17 protein-coding genes are annotated in these 18,356 nt (G+C 65.2%); 9 read left to right on the top strand and 8 right to left on the bottom strand.

What is annotated here, in order from left to right; translation table 11 throughout:
• Positions 1 to 103: 103 nt before the first annotated feature.
• The gene (locus ROZ37_RS02680; protein ID WP_312657275.1) at positions 104 to 973 is read right to left on the bottom strand and encodes a DUF4922 domain-containing protein; all 870 of its coding nucleotides are present in this window, start codon (positions 971 to 973) and stop codon (positions 104 to 106) included.
• Between the two features lie 99 nt (positions 974 to 1,072).
• Here ROZ37_RS02680 and ROZ37_RS02675 point away from each other — a divergent pair, with 99 nt between their 5' ends.
• Positions 1,073 to 1,291: an RNA-binding S4 domain-containing protein gene (locus ROZ37_RS02675; protein WP_312657273.1), complete on the top strand. Its 219-nt coding sequence runs from the start codon at positions 1,073 to 1,075 to the stop codon at positions 1,289 to 1,291.
• Between the two features lie 83 nt (positions 1,292 to 1,374).
• Here ROZ37_RS02675 and ROZ37_RS02670 read toward each other — a convergent pair whose 3' ends face one another.
• The 4 genes from ROZ37_RS02670 to acnA form a co-directional block, all read right to left on the bottom strand.
• The gene (locus tag ROZ37_RS02670; RefSeq protein WP_312657496.1) at positions 1,375 to 3,060 is read right to left on the bottom strand and encodes an NAD-binding protein; all 1,686 of its coding nucleotides are present in this window, start codon (positions 3,058 to 3,060) and stop codon (positions 1,375 to 1,377) included.
• Between the two features lie 62 nt (positions 3,061 to 3,122).
• Positions 3,123 to 3,506 (bottom strand): DUF6394 family protein, encoded by a 384-nt coding sequence (locus tag ROZ37_RS02665; RefSeq protein ID WP_312657272.1) that lies wholly within the window; start codon positions 3,504 to 3,506, stop codon positions 3,123 to 3,125.
• 80 nt (positions 3,507 to 3,586) lie between these two features.
• Positions 3,587 to 3,985: a YchJ family metal-binding protein gene (locus tag ROZ37_RS02660; protein ID WP_312657271.1), complete on the bottom strand. Its 399-nt coding sequence runs from the start codon at positions 3,983 to 3,985 to the stop codon at positions 3,587 to 3,589.
• A 3-nt stretch (positions 3,986 to 3,988) separates the two neighbouring features.
• Entirely contained in the window at positions 3,989 to 6,706 is a 2,718-nt protein-coding gene (gene acnA / locus ROZ37_RS02655; protein ID WP_312657270.1) for an aconitate hydratase AcnA, read from the bottom strand.
• Positions 6,707 to 7,021: 315 nt separating this feature from the next.
• Here acnA and ROZ37_RS02650 point away from each other — a divergent pair, with 315 nt between their 5' ends.
• Positions 7,022 to 9,619, top strand: a complete 2,598-nt coding sequence (locus ROZ37_RS02650) for a bifunctional aconitate hydratase 2/2-methylisocitrate dehydratase (protein WP_312657269.1) — start codon at positions 7,022 to 7,024, stop codon at positions 9,617 to 9,619.
• A 245-nt stretch (positions 9,620 to 9,864) separates the two neighbouring features.
• On the top strand, positions 9,865 to 10,326 hold the full coding sequence (locus tag ROZ37_RS02645) for a hypothetical protein (RefSeq protein ID WP_312657268.1): 462 nt from the start codon (positions 9,865 to 9,867) through the stop codon (positions 10,324 to 10,326).
• A 73-nt stretch (positions 10,327 to 10,399) separates the two neighbouring features.
• Here the strand turns inward: ROZ37_RS02645 and ROZ37_RS02640 are convergent, their stop codons facing one another.
• Complete coding sequence (locus ROZ37_RS02640; RefSeq protein ID WP_312657266.1) at positions 10,400 to 11,290, bottom strand: adenylate/guanylate cyclase domain-containing protein; 891 nt, start codon at positions 11,288 to 11,290, stop codon at positions 10,400 to 10,402.
• A gap of 380 nt (positions 11,291 to 11,670) precedes the next feature.
• Here ROZ37_RS02640 and infA point away from each other — a divergent pair, with 380 nt between their 5' ends.
• Both infA and ROZ37_RS02630 read left to right on the top strand, forming a co-directional pair.
• Positions 11,671 to 11,943, top strand: coding sequence for a translation initiation factor IF-1 (infA, locus tag ROZ37_RS02635; RefSeq protein WP_312657265.1), 273 nt, complete (start codon positions 11,671 to 11,673; stop codon positions 11,941 to 11,943).
• 147 nt (positions 11,944 to 12,090) lie between these two features.
• The gene (locus ROZ37_RS02630; protein ID WP_312657264.1) at positions 12,091 to 12,621 is read left to right on the top strand and encodes a hypothetical protein; all 531 of its coding nucleotides are present in this window, start codon (positions 12,091 to 12,093) and stop codon (positions 12,619 to 12,621) included.
• A gap of 85 nt (positions 12,622 to 12,706) precedes the next feature.
• Here the strand turns inward: ROZ37_RS02630 and ROZ37_RS02625 are convergent, their stop codons facing one another.
• Together ROZ37_RS02625 and ROZ37_RS02620 are read right to left on the bottom strand one after the other, a co-directional pair.
• Entirely contained in the window at positions 12,707 to 13,690 is a 984-nt protein-coding gene (locus tag ROZ37_RS02625; protein ID WP_312657263.1) for an aldolase/citrate lyase family protein, read from the bottom strand.
• Positions 13,691 to 13,786: 96 nt separating this feature from the next.
• Positions 13,787 to 14,776, bottom strand: coding sequence for a malate dehydrogenase (locus tag ROZ37_RS02620; protein ID WP_312657262.1), 990 nt, complete (start codon positions 14,774 to 14,776; stop codon positions 13,787 to 13,789).
• Positions 14,777 to 14,993: 217 nt separating this feature from the next.
• Here ROZ37_RS02620 and ROZ37_RS02615 point away from each other — a divergent pair, with 217 nt between their 5' ends.
• From ROZ37_RS02615 to sdhA, 4 genes are all read left to right on the top strand, one after another.
• Positions 14,994 to 15,722: a GntR family transcriptional regulator gene (locus ROZ37_RS02615; RefSeq protein ID WP_312657259.1), complete on the top strand. Its 729-nt coding sequence runs from the start codon at positions 14,994 to 14,996 to the stop codon at positions 15,720 to 15,722.
• 105 nt (positions 15,723 to 15,827) lie between these two features.
• Positions 15,828 to 16,217, top strand: coding sequence for a succinate dehydrogenase, cytochrome b556 subunit (gene sdhC / locus ROZ37_RS02610; protein ID WP_312657258.1), 390 nt, complete (start codon positions 15,828 to 15,830; stop codon positions 16,215 to 16,217).
• Positions 16,211 to 16,558, top strand: coding sequence for a succinate dehydrogenase, hydrophobic membrane anchor protein (sdhD, locus tag ROZ37_RS02605; protein ID WP_312657256.1), 348 nt, complete (start codon positions 16,211 to 16,213; stop codon positions 16,556 to 16,558). Before sdhC ends, sdhD begins: the two co-directional genes overlap by 7 nt.
• Before the next feature lie 2 nt (positions 16,559 to 16,560).
• A complete protein-coding gene (gene sdhA, locus ROZ37_RS02600) occupies positions 16,561 to 18,354 on the top strand; it encodes a succinate dehydrogenase flavoprotein subunit (RefSeq protein WP_312657254.1) in 1,794 nt (597 codons plus the stop codon).
• Positions 18,355 to 18,356 lie beyond the last annotated feature (2 nt).

The raw sequence follows: 18,356 nt of genomic DNA, 5'->3' as shown, positions 1-18,356 counted from the left end.
CGACGGACCCGAAGTGCGCCGGACTACGTGCGGCGAACGGATTGCAGGTGCTGTTCCCGCTCGACTCCACGTTAATCGTCGCGCGAGCGTCGCTCCGCCACCGCTAGCGGGCGAAGCCGACCGACGTCAGCAGCTTCAGCGGACCGATCGCGCGGACCGTGTCGATGAGTTCGGGCCGTGGTACGAACAGCCCGCCGGCGAAGCCGAGGGCATTGACCGAGATCTTCTCGCAATGCTCGCGGCTGCGCGGGATCACCACCAGCCAGCCGCCGCCCGTCAGCAGGTTGTACGGGGGCATCGGATCGCGATCGCAGGCCAGGTCGAGCGCGCCGCATGCGCGAATGAAAGCAGCGTGGAGTGCGGCGCCAAATTCAGCGGCGTCGCAGCCGACGTCGGTCGGGATGCGGACAAAGCAGTGGCGCCAAGGCAGATCGTCGCGGACGGTCGTGCTGCCGAGAGGCAGATCGTTCGGCAGCCGGGCGGTAAACATGCTCAGTTTCGCGCCTCTTGCGGCTTCCGGGATCCATTGCAGGTGCTTGTGGCGCTGGCTGGCGCCGGCCTCGGTTCCACCGTTGTAGAAGCCGAGTCCGCCGAGCTCGCTCATCACTTTCGCCAGTGCGGTGAAGTCGGCGATGTCGAGCGGCAACGTCTGCGATACGAAGTCGCGCGTGACGATCAGGAGGTGGCGGGCGATCACCGGAAACTTGTTGAGCACCGCGAGGTGCCCGTCGCCGAGGGGTCCGACCGTCAGGGCCGGGTCGGGCGGCAGGAACGGGTCGAAATCGGGATCGCGGCGCAGCGCGGCCGAAAGCCGGTCCGAGTCCTTGCGCTCGAGCGAGGAAACCCAGCGGACCGTGAAGTCGATGCCGCCGTCCTGCATCACCTCGCGTTCGGTCCGGATCGGCTGGAGCGCGCCGGACGCATTGGCCGCGTCGTGGGTCTGGTCGATTCGGGGCAGAAGAAGAGCCGTCATGTGGGAATCGCCGCGGGAAGTGAGCTGCGAGTGTAGGCTGACGGCTTTGGTTCGATCAATGTCGATTGCGCGCCTGGACGCGGCGCGCCGGAGGATGCAATGACGATTTCGTTTGCCGTGCGCGGCGAATATATCCAGCTCGATCAGCTTCTCAAGGCCACCGGGCTGACCGGGACGGGCGGGGAGGCTCACTCGGCGGTCGAAGCGGGACTCGTGCGCGTCGACGGGCACGCCGAGTCGCGCAAGCGCGCGAAGCTGAGACCGGGTCAGACGGTGAGTTTCGGCAGCGAGACGGTCGTGCTCGTTGCCGCCGCATGACTGCGGATCCGCCTGGTTCCGTGGCCCGCCGCCGCTCTCCGGGTGGCTCGCGCGGAACGTGGCGCGGAGCCGCGGAGCCTGCGCTACGAGGCGGCCTTCGCTTCCTTCCAGCGCGCGAGCTTCTCCCAGACCCAGCCGCCGGGCTGTTCGCGGCCGGTCAGCACATAGGCCAGCACGTGCTCGTGCGAGAGCGTCAGCTTGAGTTCGCTTCTGGCGTCGGGCGTGCCCACGAACAGCAACTCGTCGCCGGCGCGCAGTCGGGTCTCGGCCGCAGGCATCATCACGTGATCGCCGTCGTCGCAGCGCAGGTATAGCGCGACGCCGCCGAGCGGGTCATCCCGGTTCGCCGGAGAGCGGAGGATCTGCGCGAGCATGACTTCGGCGCCGTCCATCAGCGTGCGGTACAGCGCGGGGGCCTGCGAAATGTTCAGCCGTTCGCTCCATACCACGGGCACCTGCCAGCCGAAGCGGCCGGTCAGCGTCGTGAGCCACTTGTCGCACCATGCTTCGTCGCGCCGCTTCACCTCGTCGAGAAACGGGACGAGTAGCGGCGTCGTCAGGATCGCGAGGCATTCGTGGGCGATGATCTTGCTCGGCACCACGTCGACGTCGGAGTCGTAGGCGTCGAACAGCGCGCGATTCGCGTAGTGGTTCTGCCGCAGGATCACGAACAGGGCCGGGTTGAGTTCGCGCGCGGTGACGGCGATCGACAGGTTGTGGACGTCGTTGCCGGTCGCCGCGACGATGCCGACCGCGTGGCGGACCCGTGCCTGCTCGAGCGCGGAGGCGCCCGTACCGTCGCCCTGCACCCAGCGATGGGTGAGGTCCTCCGGTGGCAAGCGGTCGATGATCGTCAACGGCACCGATTCGCGTTCCATCGCGTGCACCAGCATTTGCCCGAAGCGGCCGTGCCCGCAGACGATCCATTCGCCTTTCGGCGGATCCCGCTGCTGTTCGACGGTCGATCCCGGCAGGCCAGTGAGCCAGATCAGGAGCTGCCAGGCCGCGGGCGCATGCAGCGCGAGCGCGAGATATTCGGCGAACTTCTCGAACGGGTTGATGATGTGGCGAGTGCCGAACGAGGCCATGTTCGCGGCGACTTCCGGCGCCGAGGCGCGGCACAGCGCCGGAATTTTCGGCGCCAGGAGACGCGCGGCGATCGCGATCGCGAGGTTCGCGCTGTCGTCGTCGGTGAGTGCGACGACACCGATGCACGATGGGTGATCGAGGCCCGCGAACTTCAGGATCTCGGGATTTCGCGCATCGGCGGCGAGGGCGGGGATGTCGGCGCGGTAGCTGTGCAGCTCGATTTCCCCGACCTTCACCTCGTCGAGCTCGACGACGACGGCGCGGTAGCCGAGGTGGTCCAGCCCCGCGCACAGCAGCCGGCCGGTTTCGCCGTAGCCGCAGACGAGCAGGAAAGGTTCGCGCAGGCGATGGACGGTCCCGAGGAAGGTCTGCGTGCGGATCGCCTGTTGCAGGCTGCGGTCGGAAAGCAGCGAGAACACGGTTCCCAGTGTGTAGGCCCAGCCGACCACGGACAGATAGATGCACAGCGTCACCCACAGCCGCTGCTGGTCGGAGAACGCGTACGGGATCTCGCCGAAACCGATCGTCGTCGCGGTGTAGCTGATGAAATAGAGCGCGTGGAAGAAGCTCAGATACGTGCGGTTGCCATCCGCGTCTTCGCCGGGTGCGAGCGTGAGCCCGAGCACCGAGATCGACATGATGCAGATGAGCAGGATCAGCGGCGCCCGCAGGCGGCGCATGATCAGGAAAATACTGCTGTGATGCCGCAGCACGGGGACGTCTCCGGCAGCGCTTCGGGAGGTCAGCGCCGCTGCATGATCGTTTCGGCGATCAGGATCACGACCGACACGACGTTCGCGAACAGCGCGCCGCCCGACAGCGACACGATCCGGGCGACCATTTCCGTCGTCACGCCCTGGCTCGAGACGTGGGCGGCATAGCCCCAGACCATCGCCGCGGCGATCAGCTGGAGGTCCGCGACGAGGCTCGTCGACAGGTGCACCGCGCCGATCTGCGTGCGGTCGCCGAATTTCAGAACGGTGGCGATCAGGCTGACGACGATCGCGGCGAAGAGTTCGTAGATGTCGTGGTGGGCGGGGTTGTCGATCTCGCCGACGAAAAAGCCGAAGTTCAGCGTGGCAGCCAGGACGATAAAGAAGCCGAAAATGACTTTTTCGAGGTTCATGCGGTTCCCGTTTTCACAAACGGCGTGATGATCGAGCCGCGATTATATGCGTCCATCACACCCGGGCATCCCTCCCGTGCTCACTCTGCGATATCTCCGTCCACATACATCCATCGCCCGTCGGTGAGCTTGAACCGGCTCGTCTCGTGCAGCCGGTGCGCCCGCCCGCCTATCCGGTAGCGGGCGACGAACTCGACGATCGCGGTATCGACACCCGTCTGCACGGATTGCCGGATCTGCAGCCCGATCCATTTCGGCGCGGGCTCCGGCGTGAAGTCGAGGGACTGCGGCCGCCGGGACGGTTCCCAGGTGGCGAGCAGATACGGCTCATCGCGCAGCGTGTACGCGGTATAGCGGCTGCGCATCAGCGCCTCCGCGGTCTCGGGCAGCAGTTCGCCCGAGATCAGCGGCGCGCAGCAGTCCTCAAAGGGTTTCCCCGACTGGCACGGACAGGGCGTGGCGTTTGCGATAGATGCCATTCGTTATTCCGGCTGCCCCAGGATCTCGCGCAGCACGTAGGGCAGGATGCCGCCGTGGCGGTAGTAATCGACCTCGATCGGCGTGTCGATGCGGCACAGCACCGGCACTTCCTGCGTTTCGCCTCCCGCGCGGTGGATGACGAGCGTGAGATCCTGCTGCGGCCCGAGATCGGCGCTCACGCCCCGGATATCGAAGCGCTCCGACCCGTCGATGGCGAGCGTCTGCCACGAATCGTCGCCCTTGAACTGCAGCGGCAGCACGCCCATGCCGACGAGGTTGGAGCGGTGGATGCGCTCGAAGCTGCGCGCGACGACCGCCCGCACGCCGAGCAGCTGCGTTCCCTTCGCCGCCCAGTCGCGGCTCGACCCGGTGCCGTATTCTTCGCCCGCGAGCACGACCGTCGGCGTGCCGCTCGCCATGTACTGCATCGCGGCGTCGTAGACCGTGGTCTGCCCGCCGTCGTACAAGGTGTAGCCGCCCTCCACGCGCGAACCGTCCTCGCGCGGCGGCAGCATCATGTTCTTGACCCGCACGTTGGCGAAGGTCCCGCGGACCATCACGTCGTGGTTGCCGCGGCGCGAACCGTAGGAGTTGAAGTCCGGGCGGGTCACGCCTTTCGACATCAGCCACTGGCCGGCCGGCGTCGTCTCGCGGAACGAACCCGCCGGCGAGATGTGGTCGGTCGTCACCGAATCGCCGAGGATCAACAGCGGTTTTGCGCCGACGATGTCGCCGATCGCGCCGGTGTCCATCGTGAAGCCCTCGAAGAAGGGCGGACGCGCGATGTACGTCGACTCCGGCCACTCGTAGACCTGTCCCGCCGTCGCCGGAATCTCGTTCCAGAGGTCGTGGCCTTTCGTGAAGTCGGCATACAGGCGCTCGAACGTCGCCGGGTCCATCGCGAGCGGCATGATCGCCGCGATTTCGTCGGAGGTCGGCCAGATGTCCTTCAGGTACACATGATGGCCGTCGCTGCCCGTGCCGAGCGGATTCTCGACGAGGTCGACGTTCGCGCGGCCGGCGATCGCGAAGGCGACGACGAGCGGCGGTGACGCGAGGAAGTTCGCGCGGATGTTCGGGTGGATCCGCGCCTCGAAGTTGCGGTTGCCCGACAGGACCGCCGCGGCGATGACGTCATGTTCGTTGATCGCCTCGTTCAGCTCGGGCGCGAGATCGCCCGCGTTGCCGATGCAGGTGGTGCAGCCGTATCCGGCGAGCGCGAAGCCGAGTTGCGCGAGCGGCTCGAGCAGCCCGGCCTTCTGCAGATATTCGGTGACCACGCGCGACCCGGGGGCGAGCGAGGTCTTCACGTGCGGTTTCACCGTCAGTCCTTTCTGCACTGCCTTCTTCGCCAGCAGGCCGGCGGCGATCAGCACGGCCGGGTTGCTGGTGTTCGTGCACGACGTGATCGCGGCGATGAGGATGTCGCCGTGGCCGAGGTCCACGCCCGGCAGCTTCGTCGGGAAGCGCGTGCCGAGCGCCGCCTCGGGCTGGCCGAAGCCGTTCTCCGAAATGGGCCGCGAAAACAGGCTGTCGAAGACATCTTCCATGTCGGTGAGCGCGATGCGATCCTGCGGTCGCTTCGGGCCCGCGAGCGACGGCACGATCGACGCGAGGTCGAGCGCCAAGGTCTGCGAATAATCGATCTCGCCCGCCCGCGGAATGCCGAACATCCGCTGCTCGCGGAAGTAGGCTTCGAACAACTCGCATTCGGCTTCGGTGCGGCCCGTGCCGCGCATGTATGCGACGGTCTTCTCATCCACCGGGAAGAAGCCCATCGTCGCGCCATACTCCGGCGCCATGTTCGCGATCGTCGCGCGGTCGGTGACGGTGAGGCTCGCCGTTCCTTCGCCGAAGAATTCGACGAACTTTCCAACGACCTTCGCAGCGCGCAGCATCTCGGTGACCGTGAGCACCAGGTCCGTCGCGGTCACGCCTTCGGATAGCCGCCCCTTGAGTTCGACCCCGACCACGTCGGGCGTCAGCAGGTAGACCGGCTGTCCGAGCATTCCGGCTTCCGCTTCGATGCCGCCGACACCCCAGCCTACGACGCCGAGGCCGTTGATCATCGTCGTATGCGAGTCGGTGCCGACGAGGGTGTCGGGGAAATACAGCGCCTGACCGTTCGTACCCTGGCTGCGCACGCCGCGGAACAGGTATTCGAGGTTCACCTGGTGGACGATGCCGATCCCCGGCGGCACGACGCCGAAGGTGTCGAACGCCTGCATGCCCCATTTCATGAACTGGTAGCGCTCGCGGTTGCGCTGGAACTCGAGCTCCATGTTCTGGCGCAACGCCATCGGGGTGCCATAGTGATCGACCTGCACCGAGTGGTCGACGACGAGATCGACCGGCACGAGCGGCTCGATCAGTTTCGGGTTCTTGCCCATGTCAGCGGCGACGTTGCGCATCGCCGCGAGATCGCACAGCAGCGGCACGCCGGTGAAGTCCTGCAGCACGACGCGCGCGACGACGAACGGAATCTCCTCGGTCCGTGCGCCGTTCGGCGCCCACGCCGCGAGTTGCCGCACGTGCTCCTCGGTGACCTTCTTGCCGTCGCAGTGCCGCAACACCGCTTCGAGCACGATGCGGATCGATACGGGCAGGCGCGAGACCTTTCCGAGGCCGGCGGTTTCGAGCGCGGGCAGTGAATAGAAGCGGCCTTCGCGTCCGGACGGGGTCGAGAACGATCCGAGCGTGTCGAACAGATTGTGGAGCATCGTGGATCTCCCTTTGGAGGTGAGGGTACAGAAGCCGCGGATGGAGCCCCGCGATCATGATCGATAGTTGGAACGCCACGCCGCGACCTGCGTTCCCGCCTGTTCCACTGCCCGGTTTAGCTGAAGCCCCCGCGCAAAGCAATGAGCGGCGCTCGCCGCCGGCGATCCCCGGGAGCCGGCGTCGAGGAGTAGAATCCCGCCGCTGCAACCGAGCTGATTGTTGCATTGCACCTCAAGTCTTATAAAAGACATATAATTCGCAAGTCGTCCGGGCGACCCCCGGACTCCTGCCACCGTCACGATAAGGAATGCACCGTGCTTGAAGCCTACCGCGCCCATGTCGCAGAGCGTGCCGCCCTCGGCATCCCGCCGCTGCCGCTGTCGAAGCAGCAGACCGAAGAACTCGTCGCCCTGCTGAAGAACCCTCCGAAGGGCGAGGAAGCCTTCCTCGTCGAGCTGCTGACCTACCGCGTGCCGGCCGGCGTCGATGATGCCGCGAAGGTCAAGGCCGCGTTCCTCGCGAAGGTCGCGAAGGGCGAAGAAAGCTGTGCGCTGGTGTCGCGGTCGAAGGCGACCGAGCTGCTCGGCACGATGCTCGGCGGCTTCAACATCCGCCCGATGATCGACCTGCTCGGCGACGCCGAGGTCGGCACCGTCGCGGCGGAAGGTCTGAAGAAGACGCTGCTGATGTTCGACTACTTCCACGACGTGAAGGAACTCGCAGAAAAGGGCAGCGCGAACGCGAAGGCGGTGATGCAGTCGTGGGCCGATGCCGAGTGGTTCACCAGCCGTCCGGAAGTCCCCGCGGTGCAGAAACTGACCGTGTTCAAGGTCACCGGCGAAACCAACACCGACGACCTGTCGCCGGCTCCGGATGCGTGGTCGCGCCCCGACATCCCGCTGCACGCGCTTGCGATGCTGAAGAACCCGCGCGCGGGCATCACCCCGGAAGAGGCGGGCGTGCGCGGTCCGGTCAAGTTCCTCGAGGACCTGAAGTCCCGCGGCAACCTCGTCGCCTATGTCGGCGACGTCGTCGGCACGGGTTCGTCGCGCAAGTCCGCGACGAACTCGGTGTTGTGGTTCACCGGCGAGGACATCCCGTTCGTGCCGAACAAGCGCTTTGGCGGCGTGTGCCTCGGCTCGAAGATCGCGCCGATCTTCTTCAACACGATGGAAGACGCCGGCGCGCTGCCGATCGAGATCGACGCGGGCCAGATGGACATGGGCGACGAGATCGAACTCAGGGTCGACCAGGCGACTGGCAAGGTCACCGCGCTGAAGAACGGCGCCGTGATTGCCGAATCGCAGTTGAAGACCCTCGTGATCCTCGACGAAGTGCGCGCCGGCGGCCGCATTCCGCTCATCATCGGCCGCGGTCTTACCGCGAAGGCGCGCGAGGCGCTCGGTCTGCCGGCGTCGACGCTGTTCCGCCTGCCGCAGTCGCCGGTCGATTCGGGCAAGGGTTTCTCGCTCGCGCAGAAGATGGTCGGCCGCGCCTGCGGTCTGCCGGAAGGCCAAGGCATCCGCCCGGGGACCTACTGCGAACCGAAGATGACGACGGTGGGTTCGCAGGACACGACCGGCCCGATGACGCGCGACGAGCTGAAGGACCTCGCCTGCCTCGGCTTCTCGGCCGACATGGTGATGCAGTCGTTCTGCCACACCGCCGCCTATCCGAAGCTCGTCGACGTCAAGATGCACCGGGAACTGCCCGGCTTCATCTCGACGCGCGGCGGCGTCGCGCTGCGTCCGGGCGACGGCGTGATCCACTCGTGGCTGAACCGCCTGCTGCTGCCCGACACGGTCGGCACCGGCGGCGACTCGCACACCCGCTTCCCGATCGGCATCTCGTTCCCGGCCGGTTCCGGCCTCGTCGCCTTCGCCGCTGCGACCGGCGTGATGCCCCTCGACATGCCCGAATCGGTGCTCGTACGCTTCAAGGGCAAGATGCAGCCCGGCGTCACGCTGCGTGACCTCGTCAACGCGATTCCGCTGTACGCGATCCGCCAGGGCCTGCTGACCGTCGAGAAGAAGGGCAAGAAGAACGTCTTCTCGGGCCGCATCCTCGAAATCGAAGGTCTGCCGGATCTGAAGGTCGAGCAGGCGTTCGAGCTCACCGACGCATCGGCGGAGCGCTCCGCTGCCGGCTGCACGGTGCACCTCGACAAGGCGCCGATCATCGAGTACATGCGCTCGAACATCACGCTGATGAAGTGGATGATCGCGAACGGCTACGAAGACAAGCGCACGCTCGGCCGCCGCATCAAGGCGATGGAGCAGTGGATCGCGAACCCGCAGCTGCTGAAGGCCGACGCCGATGCCGAGTACGCGGCCGTGATCGAGATCGACCTCGCCGACATCAAGGAGCCGATCGTCGCGTGCCCGAACGACCCGGACGACGTGAAGCTGCTGTCCGAGGTCGCCGGCGACAAGATCGACGAAGTGTTCATCGGCTCGTGCATGACGAACATCGGCCACTTCCGCGCGGCCGGCAAGGTCCTCGACGGCAAGTCGGACATCCCGACGCGTCTGTGGATTGCGCCGCCGACGAAGATGGACGCGATGATCCTCAACGAGGAAGGCTACTACTCGGTGCTCGGCAAGTCGGGCGCGCGCATGGAAATGCCGGGCTGCTCGCTGTGCATGGGCAACCAGGCGCAGGTTCGCAAGGGTTCGACGGCGATGTCGACCTCGACGCGCAACTTCCCGAACCGCCTCGGCATCGACACCCGCGTCTATCTCGGCTCGGCCGAACTCGCTGCGGTATGCGCGCTGATGGGCAAGATCCCGAGCGTGGGCGAATACATGGAGCAGGTGAGCGTCGTCAACCAGAAGGCGGCCGACATCTACCGCTACATGAACTTCGATCAGATCGCGGAGTTCGCCGAGATCGCGGAGAAGGTCGAAGTCTGACGACTTACGCCCTTTGAGGCGCTGAAGGCGGTGCTCCGAGAGGGGCGCCGCCTTTTCTTTTCTGCACGCGTCGGTGTCTCGCGCTTGTTCCAATCGGTGCCGGATGGGCGGCCGCAGCTGGCGCGTCGCCAAGCGCCGCGCAGCGGTCGGGAAGACGGCCGCGTCCGGCGCCTGTAGGATCACTCCTTTCCGCGTGACGCGGCAATCGTTAAGCTATCGCGAAGGTACGCAGGTTTGGAGGGGATATGAAGGCTGGAGATATGCGCAATCGGCCGGAGCCACCGGACGACGCAGCGAGCAAGGCAGAGACGCTCGATCCGGCGATCTGGCTCAAGTGGTCGCAATCGGCAATGACCGAAAGCATGAAGTGGTTCGATGTCTGGCTGCAGGGCAGTCAGCGGATGTGGAGCGCCGGGTTCCGGATGCTCGGACAGCCGGCACCGCGTCAGAAGGACGGTTTGCGACGCGCATCGGACCTGTCGTGGATGCCGCAGGTCGAAGCCCAGATCATTCCGCTGCGGCGGAAAACCGACCGGCCGGGGTCGGAGGCCACGCGCTACTCGATGCGGATGCCGATTCCGTGGCCGCTCGGCGGCGCCAAGGTGATCTCGCTCGAGGCGATCGTCGGGCAGGCCAGCGAGCACGGGCGCCGCGCCGACGACGTTGCGGACGTCGGCCGGCCCGACGAAAAGCCGGTCCGTAAGTGAATGACCCGGCATGCGCCGTGAAACACCGGCGCGCCGGTCAGGTGCACAGGTCGCGGCACGGCTTGGGTCCGACCTACATGCAGACGAATCCGATCGAGTAGGGATTGCCGACGCAGGTCCGCCCGAGCGCGAGGTAACCATGTTTTCGCAGTACGATCTCCTCGCGCGACAGCACAAACTCCTTCTCGTCGTCCATTGCGACAAAGGTCCCGTTGCTGCTGCGGTCGATGAGCACGAACTTGTCGCCGCGGAACTCGATCCGCGCGTGCTGCCGCGACGCGCGGGTATCGCTGACGCAAATCTCGGATGACGGGTCGCGACCGAGGCGCACGCTCGGGTTCCGCTCGTCGAGCACGACGGACTGTGCGCCGAGATACAGCCGGAGCTCGGGTTTTTCCTCCGCCTCCAGATTGACTGACTGGACGACCGTGAGGTCGCCGGGCGAGTCGCAGACGAGTTCGAACGGGCTGGTGAGCCGCGACACTCCGCGGAGCGTCCGTGGTTTCAAGGGCCGCAGCAGGACGCGCCACTCGGGTTCGAGTTGCCGCGCCGTCTCGGCGGACGTGATGGCGCGGCCGGGCGATGCGAGTTCGAGCAGGCGGGCGGCGACGTTGACCGTGTCGCCGAAGACGTCGTTCTCGCTTTCGACAACCGGACCGGTATGGAAACCGAGTCGCACCGCGATTTTCTGTCCGGACGAAAGCGGCAGATCGCGCACCGCCTGGTGGATGCGCAATGCGGCCTCTGCCGCGCGGTTCGCGTCGGCGAAGACCGCCATCAAGCCGTCGCCCGTGTGTTTTGCGACCCGGCCGCCGCGCTGTTCGATTTCGCTCCGCGCCAGCTGCAGACACTGCTCGACGAGCCTGAAGGCGAGCGCATCCCCGACGCGCTCGTAAAGTTGGGTGCTCCCGGCGAGGTCCGCGAAGAGCACGGTGAATTCGGCGTGGGACTTGGGGTTCGTCATGCCCGGATTATAAGGAATCGACGAAGGACTTCGTGGCGTTCTGTTCCCGGGAGCAGTGCGAGTTGGGGCCGACGGGCATAATCCTGTATAGTCTGCAGGTTGAATCCGGCGCCCGGTGGAACCGACTGCAACCGGCTCTCTTGCAGTCTTCCCGGCACTTTCCTCTGGCCTCCCGAACGCAGCGAACAATCCTGCGTTCCGTCCAACGCGGTACTTAACGTCCCGCGCCTGTCGTCGTTCCATCCAGAAACGTCTGGGGCGAGGTGCCATCTGGCGGGGAAGGGACTGATGTCATTCCCCCCGAGACGCCGCATGAACCACGAACCGGCTCCGCTCGACGCGCTCCGGTCCGCCCCACGAATGCATGAAAGGATGATGAAATGGCCAAGGAAGAATTGCTGGAAATGGAAGGTGTCGTCAACGAAGTGCTGCCGGACACGCGCTTTCGAGTGACGCTCGAAAACGGAATCGAGGTGCAGGCCTATGCATCGGGCAAGATGCGCAAACACCGCATCCGCATCCTTGCCGGCGACAAGGTCAGTGTCGAACTGTCGCCGTACGATCTGACGAAGGCGCGCATCAGCTTCCGCCACAAGGACGAGCGACCGGCAGCAACCGGTGCGCCGCGGCCGGCCCAGTTCCGCCGGCGCTGAGCGGAATCGCCGTTTGCGGCTTCAGCTAAGCTGCGCAGCGCAATCTTCGCAACGGGGGTGAACATGTATGAAAGCAGATCGGGTGAGCCGAGCGGGCTCGCAACGGAGCCGGCAGTGCTGATGTCCGCATACCTGCAGCCATGGTCGATGTTCCAGGACTGGAACGCGTTCTGGGCTCGGCAATGGCAGATGTGGTTCGATTCTGTCGTCTCGGCGCCGAACCCCTGGCTGCCCGCGCTTGCTGCAGGCCGCCCCGACCAGCCTGCAGCCATCGATTTCTTCCTGCCGTGGCTGCCGCGGATCGAGGCGCTGGTGGCACCGCTCGACCCGGCGGGAGAGCAGGACGCGGTGCGGGTGATGCTGCGTGCGTCGTTGCCGCATGTCGGTTTCGGCGAGCAGAAGGAGTGGCTGGACGTGGACGCGAGGGTTTCGCGATCGTCTCGTGCACCGGCCAAGTTGGCAGTTGAATCGGCTTCTCCCGCGCTGCCCGCGGAGGCGCCAACGGCGGCGTCGGCGCAGCCCTTGATCGAAGTCCAGGCTGCGGCGGTCGATTCGGTGACCAACGCATCGGAGGGGGCAGCAAAAGCGCTCGAGGCGAAGGCCGATGCGCCGAAACCGCGCACTCGCAAACCGGCCGCGCGTAAGACGAAGGCGACTCCTCCGTCGTCGGCCGATTGATTTTCATCGACTGATCAAATAGACGGGCGGCGGTGCACCAATAGCGACCAGCAGGTCGCCGCCGGACGTCCGTGCGCGCCCCCGATCAGGGGAAGAACCGCAGCGATGCTTCGTCCGGAAGCGTCATGCCGGTCGCGCGCGCGCGAAGCAGCAACTCCCAGTAATAGCGGTAGGACGCGCGATCGTGCAGGCGACCGCGGTGCTGGATAGGTCCCCAGTCGCCATCCTGCGCACCGACGAGAATGTCGGCCGCTTCTTCGACCTCCGTAAAATCGGGCCGCATCGCGTCGAGGATCGGTCGGATCTGGTTTGGATGGATGCTCCACATCCGTAGATAACCGAACTCGCGCCGCGCCCGCTCGGCGTCGTTACGGATGAGTTCGATGTCCTTGAGTTCGGTGGTGACGTTGTGCGACGGGACGACACCGTTCGCGAGCGCCGCCGCGGCGATCTCCACCTTCGCGCGGGCAACGAGCGGATGCGTGAATTGGCCGGGGCTCGTCATCGCCGCGCCGGGAATCGCTCCGTGATGGCCGGAGACGAAATCCATCAGGCCGAAATCGAGGGATTCGACGCCGGGCGTCGCCGCGATGTCCCAGACTTCGTGGAGAGCGCCATGCGTCTCGATCAGGACGTGGACCGGAATCGGCCGTTCGATCCGGTGTGCGGCTTCGAGCGTGCGCAAGGCGGCGATCTGGGTCCGAACATCCAGCGCCGACCGTGGCTTCGGCAAGGTCAGGAACGCGAGCCTCGATCCGGCGCGCTCGACGAGGATTTCGAGATCTCGCTGCCAGTGGGAATGCGTGATGTCGTGAATCCGCGCGCCGATCCGCGCGTGCCGGTTATCCGGGCCGGTGACGATGTCGGCGACCATCTCCGCATGTTCCGCTTCGGCACCCGCCCGCGCACCGTCCTCGCAGTCGCAGGTGATGTCGAAAACCGCGCCCAGTTCGTGCTGCAGGGCGAGCGCCTTTCTCATCAGCTTTTCCGAGCCCGCATAGTGGTCGACCGCGGGCAGGACCGGGAAGGGCTTTTCGCCGGCGAACAGTACGTCAGCAGGATGTTGCATCGCGTTCTTCCAGGGAGGGGCGGCCGGGAATGCGGCCGACAAAAGAAAAGGGCCGCGAAATTGTATCGCGGCCCTGTCGACGGTCGAACCGTCGGATTACTTCAGCATGTCGGCGACGGCAGCGCGCTCGTCTTCGAGTTCGCCGAGGGTCTTGTTGATCTTCTCGCGCGAGTATTCGTCGATTTCGAGACCCTGGATGATCTTGAACTCGCCGTTCTTGCATTCGCACGGGAAGCCGAACACGACGCCGGCCGGGATGCCGTAGGAGCCGTCGGACGGAACGCCCATCGTCACCCAGTCGTCGGACCCGAGCGCCCAGTCGTGCATGTGGTCGATCGCCGCGTTCGCAGCGGAGGCGGCCGACGACAGACCGCGTGCGTCGATGATCGCGGCGCCGCGCTTGCCGACGGTTGGCAGGAACACGTCGTTGTTCCATGCGTGGTCATTCACCAGCGCCTTCACCGAGTCGCCGTTCGACGTGCAGAAGCGATAGTCGGCGTACATCGTGGGCGAGTGGTTGCCCCAGACGACCATCTTCTTCAGGCTCGACACCGGGCGGCCGGTCTTCGCGGACAGCTGCGACAGAGCGCGGTTGTGGTCGAGGCGCAGCATGCCGTGGTAGTTATTCGGATTCGTGCGGCCGACCTTCTTCGCAGCGGCAGCGGCGATGGTGGCGTTCGTGTTGCACGGGTTGCCGACGACGAGAACCTTGACGTTCTCCTTCGCATTCTCCGCAATCGCCTTGCCCTGCACGGTGAAGATCTGACCGTTGGCTTGCAGCAGGTCGGCGCGCTCCATGCCGGGACCGCGCGGGCGGGCCCCGACGAGCAGGCAGTAGTCGGCGTCCTTGAACGCGACGTTCGGGTCGTCGGTTGCAACCATGCCCGCCAGCAGCGGGAAGGCGCAGTCCTCGAGCTCCATCATCACGCCCTTTACCGCCTTCTGGGCTTGGGGAAGGTCGAGCAGTTGCAGGATCACGGGCTGGTCTTTGCCCAGCATTTCGCCGCTAGCAATGCGGAACAGCAGGCTGTAGCCGATCTGGCCGGCCGCGCCGGTAACGGCGACGCGCACGGGGGCTTTGCTCATAGGAAGTACTCCCTCTAAAGCGGATTGAAGACGGTGAAGTGTAAACGCTGCCGTCCGCGATTGCAGTTCGGCGTTCGACTCGGGGTCTGGTGGACCAGCCGCCGGGGCCGAAAGATGTTAGAAGCAAGCGAAGTCGATGTCAATTCACATCTCATGTCTTATATAAGACATGAGATTACGGATGGACGTTGGAAAAATTTTGTGCTGAAATGCGCGCATGGCACAGGAATCTCCAACTTTCAGCCCCCTTTACCGGCAGATAAAGAGCCTGATTCTCCAGGCTCTCGAGTCGGGTGAGTGGCGACCCGGTCAGGTGATTCCGAGCGAGCAGGAGCTCGCCGCCCGCTTCAGTGTTTCGCAGGGAACGGTCCGCAAGGCCATCGACGAAATGGCGGCCGACAACCTGCTTATCCGCAAGCAGGGCAAGGGTACGTTCGTCGCTTCGCATAATGATCCGCGCTCGCTGTTCCGTTTCCTGCGTCTCGTGCCGATGGACGGGGTGCTCGCGCATCCGCAGAGCGTGCCGATGGACTGCTGGCGCGCGAAGGCGGGGCAGGAGGCGTCGCGGGTGCTCGGAATCGAGCAGGGCGACCCGATCATCATCGTGCGTCGCATCTTGAAGTTCGCACTCAAGCCGGTCGTCGTCGACGAAATCTATCTGCCGGGCGAAATATTCCAGGGGCTTACGCTGGAAGTTCTCCAGAGCTGGAACGGATCGCTTTACAGCCTGTTCGAAACGCGCTTCGGGCTGCGCATGATCCGCGCGCAGGAGCGCATCCGCGCGGTCGCTGCGGACCGCTCGACGAGCGAGACGCTGAAGGTGGCCGAAGGCACGCCGCTGCTGTCGGTCGAGCGCGTCACCTACACTTATGGCGATCGTCCGGTCGAGTGGCGCCGGGGGCTTTATTCGACCGCCGAACACTTTTATCTGAATGAATTGATCTGACGCCGGTGCGCGGGGCATATGCATTTCAGCGTATATAATTCGGGCTCTTTGCAGTTTGGGAGAACCGCGTCGGGTAACCGTCGCTCATCAAGGGGTAAAAAATAGATGTCAGAAGCCTTAGCGCGCAAGCAGCGGCCCAAATTCCTGGCCCTGCATGAAATCCGGCTGCCGCTGCCGGGTATCGTTTCGATCCTGCACCGTGTCAGTGGCGCGGGTCTGTTCCTGATGCTGCCGTTCCTGCTGTATTTGCTCGACCGCAGCCTGGGCTCGCCCGAGTCCTTTGCAACATACAAGAGTGTCGTCGCGAACCCGCTCGTCAAGCTCCTGCTGCTCGGCCTGCTGTGGGCGTATCTGCATCATTTCTGCGCGGGCATCCGCTTTCTCCTGCTCGACATGCACACCGGCGTCGATCTCAAGTCCGCGCGCAACAGTTCGCGCATCGTGCTGGTCGTCAGCATTCTGCTGACCGTGATCATCGGGGTGAAACTATGGTAAAGCGCATCATCGTCGGCGCCCATTACGGCCTGCGCGACTGGATCGCGCAGCGTGCGACGGCCGTGTTCATGGTTGTCTTCACGATCCTGTTCGCGGCCGCTGCGCTCGGTCTTCCCGAAATGACCTACGAAACCTGGTCCGGCCTTTTCGGCGGCGGACTGGTGCGTTTCTTCACGTTCCTGTTCTTCCTCGCGCTTTTCTATCACGCCTGGATCGGCGTGCGTGACATCTACATGGACTACGTGAAGCCGGTCGGCGTTCGTCTGTTCCTGCACGTCGTAACGATCTTCCTGCTCGTCGGCTATGCCGGCTGGGCTGCCCAGATTCTTTGGAGGCTGTAAGCGTGAACGTCGCGAAACGTACTTTTGACGCGGTCATCGTCGGTGCGGGTGGCGCCGGATTGCGCGCGGCCCTGCAACTTTCCGAGGCGGGCCTGAAAACGGCGGTGCTCACCAAGGTCTTCCCGACGCGCTCGCACACCGTTGCGGCGCAGGGCGGTGTGGCTGCTTCGCTCGGCAACTCGACCGAAGACAACTGGCACTGGCACATGTACGACACCGTCAAGGGGTCGGACTGGCTCGGCGACCAGGATGCGATCGAATTCATGTGCCGCAAGGCGAACGAGGTCGTCGTCGAACTCGAACATTACGGCATGCCGTTCGACCGCACCGACAACGGCAAGATCTACCAGCGTCCGTTCGGCGGTCACTCGCAGAATTACGGCCAATCCCCGGTCTCGCGCTCCTGTGCCGCGGCCGACCGGACCGGCCACGCGATGCTGCATGCGCTCTATCAGCGCAACGTGCGCGCGAACACGCAGTTCTTCGTCGAGTGGAACGCGCTCGACCTGATCCGCGACGCCGACGGCGACGTGCTTGGGGTCACCGCGATCGAAATGGAGACCGGCGAAGTCAGCATCTTCCACGCGAAGGCAACGATCTTCGCGACGGGCGGTGCCGGCCGCATCTTCCACAGCTCGACGAACGCGTTCATCAATACCGGCGACGGCCTCGGCATGGCCGCGCGCGCCGGCGTTCCGCTCGAAGACATGGAGTTCTGGCAGTTCCATCCGACCGGCGTGTTCGGTGCGGGGGTACTGATCACCGAAGGCGTGCGCGGCGAGGGCGGCATTCTGCGCAACGCGTCGGGCGAGCGCTTCATGGAGCGCTACGCGCCGAACCTGAAGGATCTCGCGTCGCGCGACGTCGTCTCGCGTTCGATGGTCACCGAGATCAACGAAGGTCGCGGTTGCGGGCCGGACAAGGACCACGTGCTGCTCGACATCACGCACCTGTCGCCCGAGACCATCATGAAGCGGCTGCCGGGCATCCGTGAAATCTCGATCCAGTTTGCCGGCGTCGATCCGATCAAGGCGCCGATCCCGGTCGTGCCGACCGCGCACTATCAGATGGGCGGGATTCCGACGAACTTCAAGGGCCAGGTCGTCGCGCCGAAGGACGGCAATCCGAACGCACCGATCTCGGGCTTCTACGCCGCCGGCGAATGCGCGTGCGCATCGGTGCACGGCGCGAACCGCCTCGGCACGAACTCGCTGCTCGACCTGCTGGTGTTCGGCAAGTCGGCGGGCGAATCGGTCGTCGAGGACCTGAGGAGCGGGAATCTCGGCCTGAAGCCGCTGCCGGCCGACGCGGCCGACATGTCGCTCGCGCGTCTTGCGCGCCTCGAAGGGCAGACGAACGGCGAAAGCGTGTTCGATGTCGGTCTCGAGATGCGCCGCACGATGCAGAAGCACGCCGGCGTGTTCCGTTTCGACCAACTTCTGAAGGAAGGCGTCGCCGCAATCCTGCAGGTCGCCGAACGCGCGAAGCGCACCGAGATCAAGGACAAGTCCAAGGTCTGGAACACGGCCCGCACCGAAGCGCTGGAACTCGACAACCTGATCGAGGTGGCCAAGGCGACGATGATTTCGGCCGAAGCCCGCAAGGAGTCGCGCGGCGCGCACGTGCGCGATGACGCGCCCGACACCGCGGAATTCCCGAACGGCCGTAACGACAAGGAATGGCTCAAGCACACCCTGTGGTACAGCGAAGGCAACCGGCTCGACTACAAGCCGGTGACGATCCAGCCGCTGTCGCAGGACGTCGAGCCGATCGCACTCGCGAAGCGCACCTACTGAGC

It is taken from the genome of Aromatoleum sp., from assembly GCF_032027225.1.
Lineage (GTDB): Bacteria > Pseudomonadota > Gammaproteobacteria > Burkholderiales > Rhodocyclaceae > Aromatoleum.
This window is presented reverse-complemented; position numbering and strand designations above follow the sequence as displayed.

What these genes read in the sequence shown, in the direction of transcription:
- ROZ37_RS02680 (WP_312657275.1), bottom strand. Translation starts at nt 973, where the DNA reads ATGACGGCTCTTCTTCTGCCCCGAATCGACCAGACCCACGACGCGGCC.
- ROZ37_RS02675 (WP_312657273.1), top strand. Translation starts at nt 1,073, where the DNA reads ATGACGATTTCGTTTGCCGTGCGCGGCGAATATATCCAGCTCGATCAG.
- ROZ37_RS02670 (WP_312657496.1), bottom strand. Translation starts at nt 3,060, where the DNA reads ATGCGCCGCCTGCGGGCGCCGCTGATCCTGCTCATCTGCATCATGTCG.
- ROZ37_RS02665 (WP_312657272.1), bottom strand. Translation starts at nt 3,506, where the DNA reads ATGAACCTCGAAAAAGTCATTTTCGGCTTCTTTATCGTCCTGGCTGCC.
- ROZ37_RS02660 (WP_312657271.1), bottom strand. Translation starts at nt 3,985, where the DNA reads ATGGCATCTATCGCAAACGCCACGCCCTGTCCGTGCCAGTCGGGGAAA.
- acnA (WP_312657270.1), bottom strand. Translation starts at nt 6,706, where the DNA reads ATGCTCCACAATCTGTTCGACACGCTCGGATCGTTCTCGACCCCGTCC.
- ROZ37_RS02645 (WP_312657268.1), top strand. Translation starts at nt 9,865, where the DNA reads ATGAAGGCTGGAGATATGCGCAATCGGCCGGAGCCACCGGACGACGCA.
- ROZ37_RS02640 (WP_312657266.1), bottom strand. Translation starts at nt 11,290, where the DNA reads ATGACGAACCCCAAGTCCCACGCCGAATTCACCGTGCTCTTCGCGGAC.
- infA (WP_312657265.1), top strand. Translation starts at nt 11,671, where the DNA reads ATGGCCAAGGAAGAATTGCTGGAAATGGAAGGTGTCGTCAACGAAGTG.
- ROZ37_RS02630 (WP_312657264.1), top strand. Translation starts at nt 12,091, where the DNA reads ATGTTCCAGGACTGGAACGCGTTCTGGGCTCGGCAATGGCAGATGTGG.
- ROZ37_RS02625 (WP_312657263.1), bottom strand. Translation starts at nt 13,690, where the DNA reads ATGCAACATCCTGCTGACGTACTGTTCGCCGGCGAAAAGCCCTTCCCG.
- ROZ37_RS02620 (WP_312657262.1), bottom strand. Translation starts at nt 14,776, where the DNA reads ATGAGCAAAGCCCCCGTGCGCGTCGCCGTTACCGGCGCGGCCGGCCAG.
- ROZ37_RS02615 (WP_312657259.1), top strand. Translation starts at nt 14,994, where the DNA reads ATGGCACAGGAATCTCCAACTTTCAGCCCCCTTTACCGGCAGATAAAG.
- sdhC (WP_312657258.1), top strand. Translation starts at nt 15,828, where the DNA reads ATGTCAGAAGCCTTAGCGCGCAAGCAGCGGCCCAAATTCCTGGCCCTG.
- sdhD (WP_312657256.1), top strand. Translation starts at nt 16,211, where the DNA reads ATGGTAAAGCGCATCATCGTCGGCGCCCATTACGGCCTGCGCGACTGG.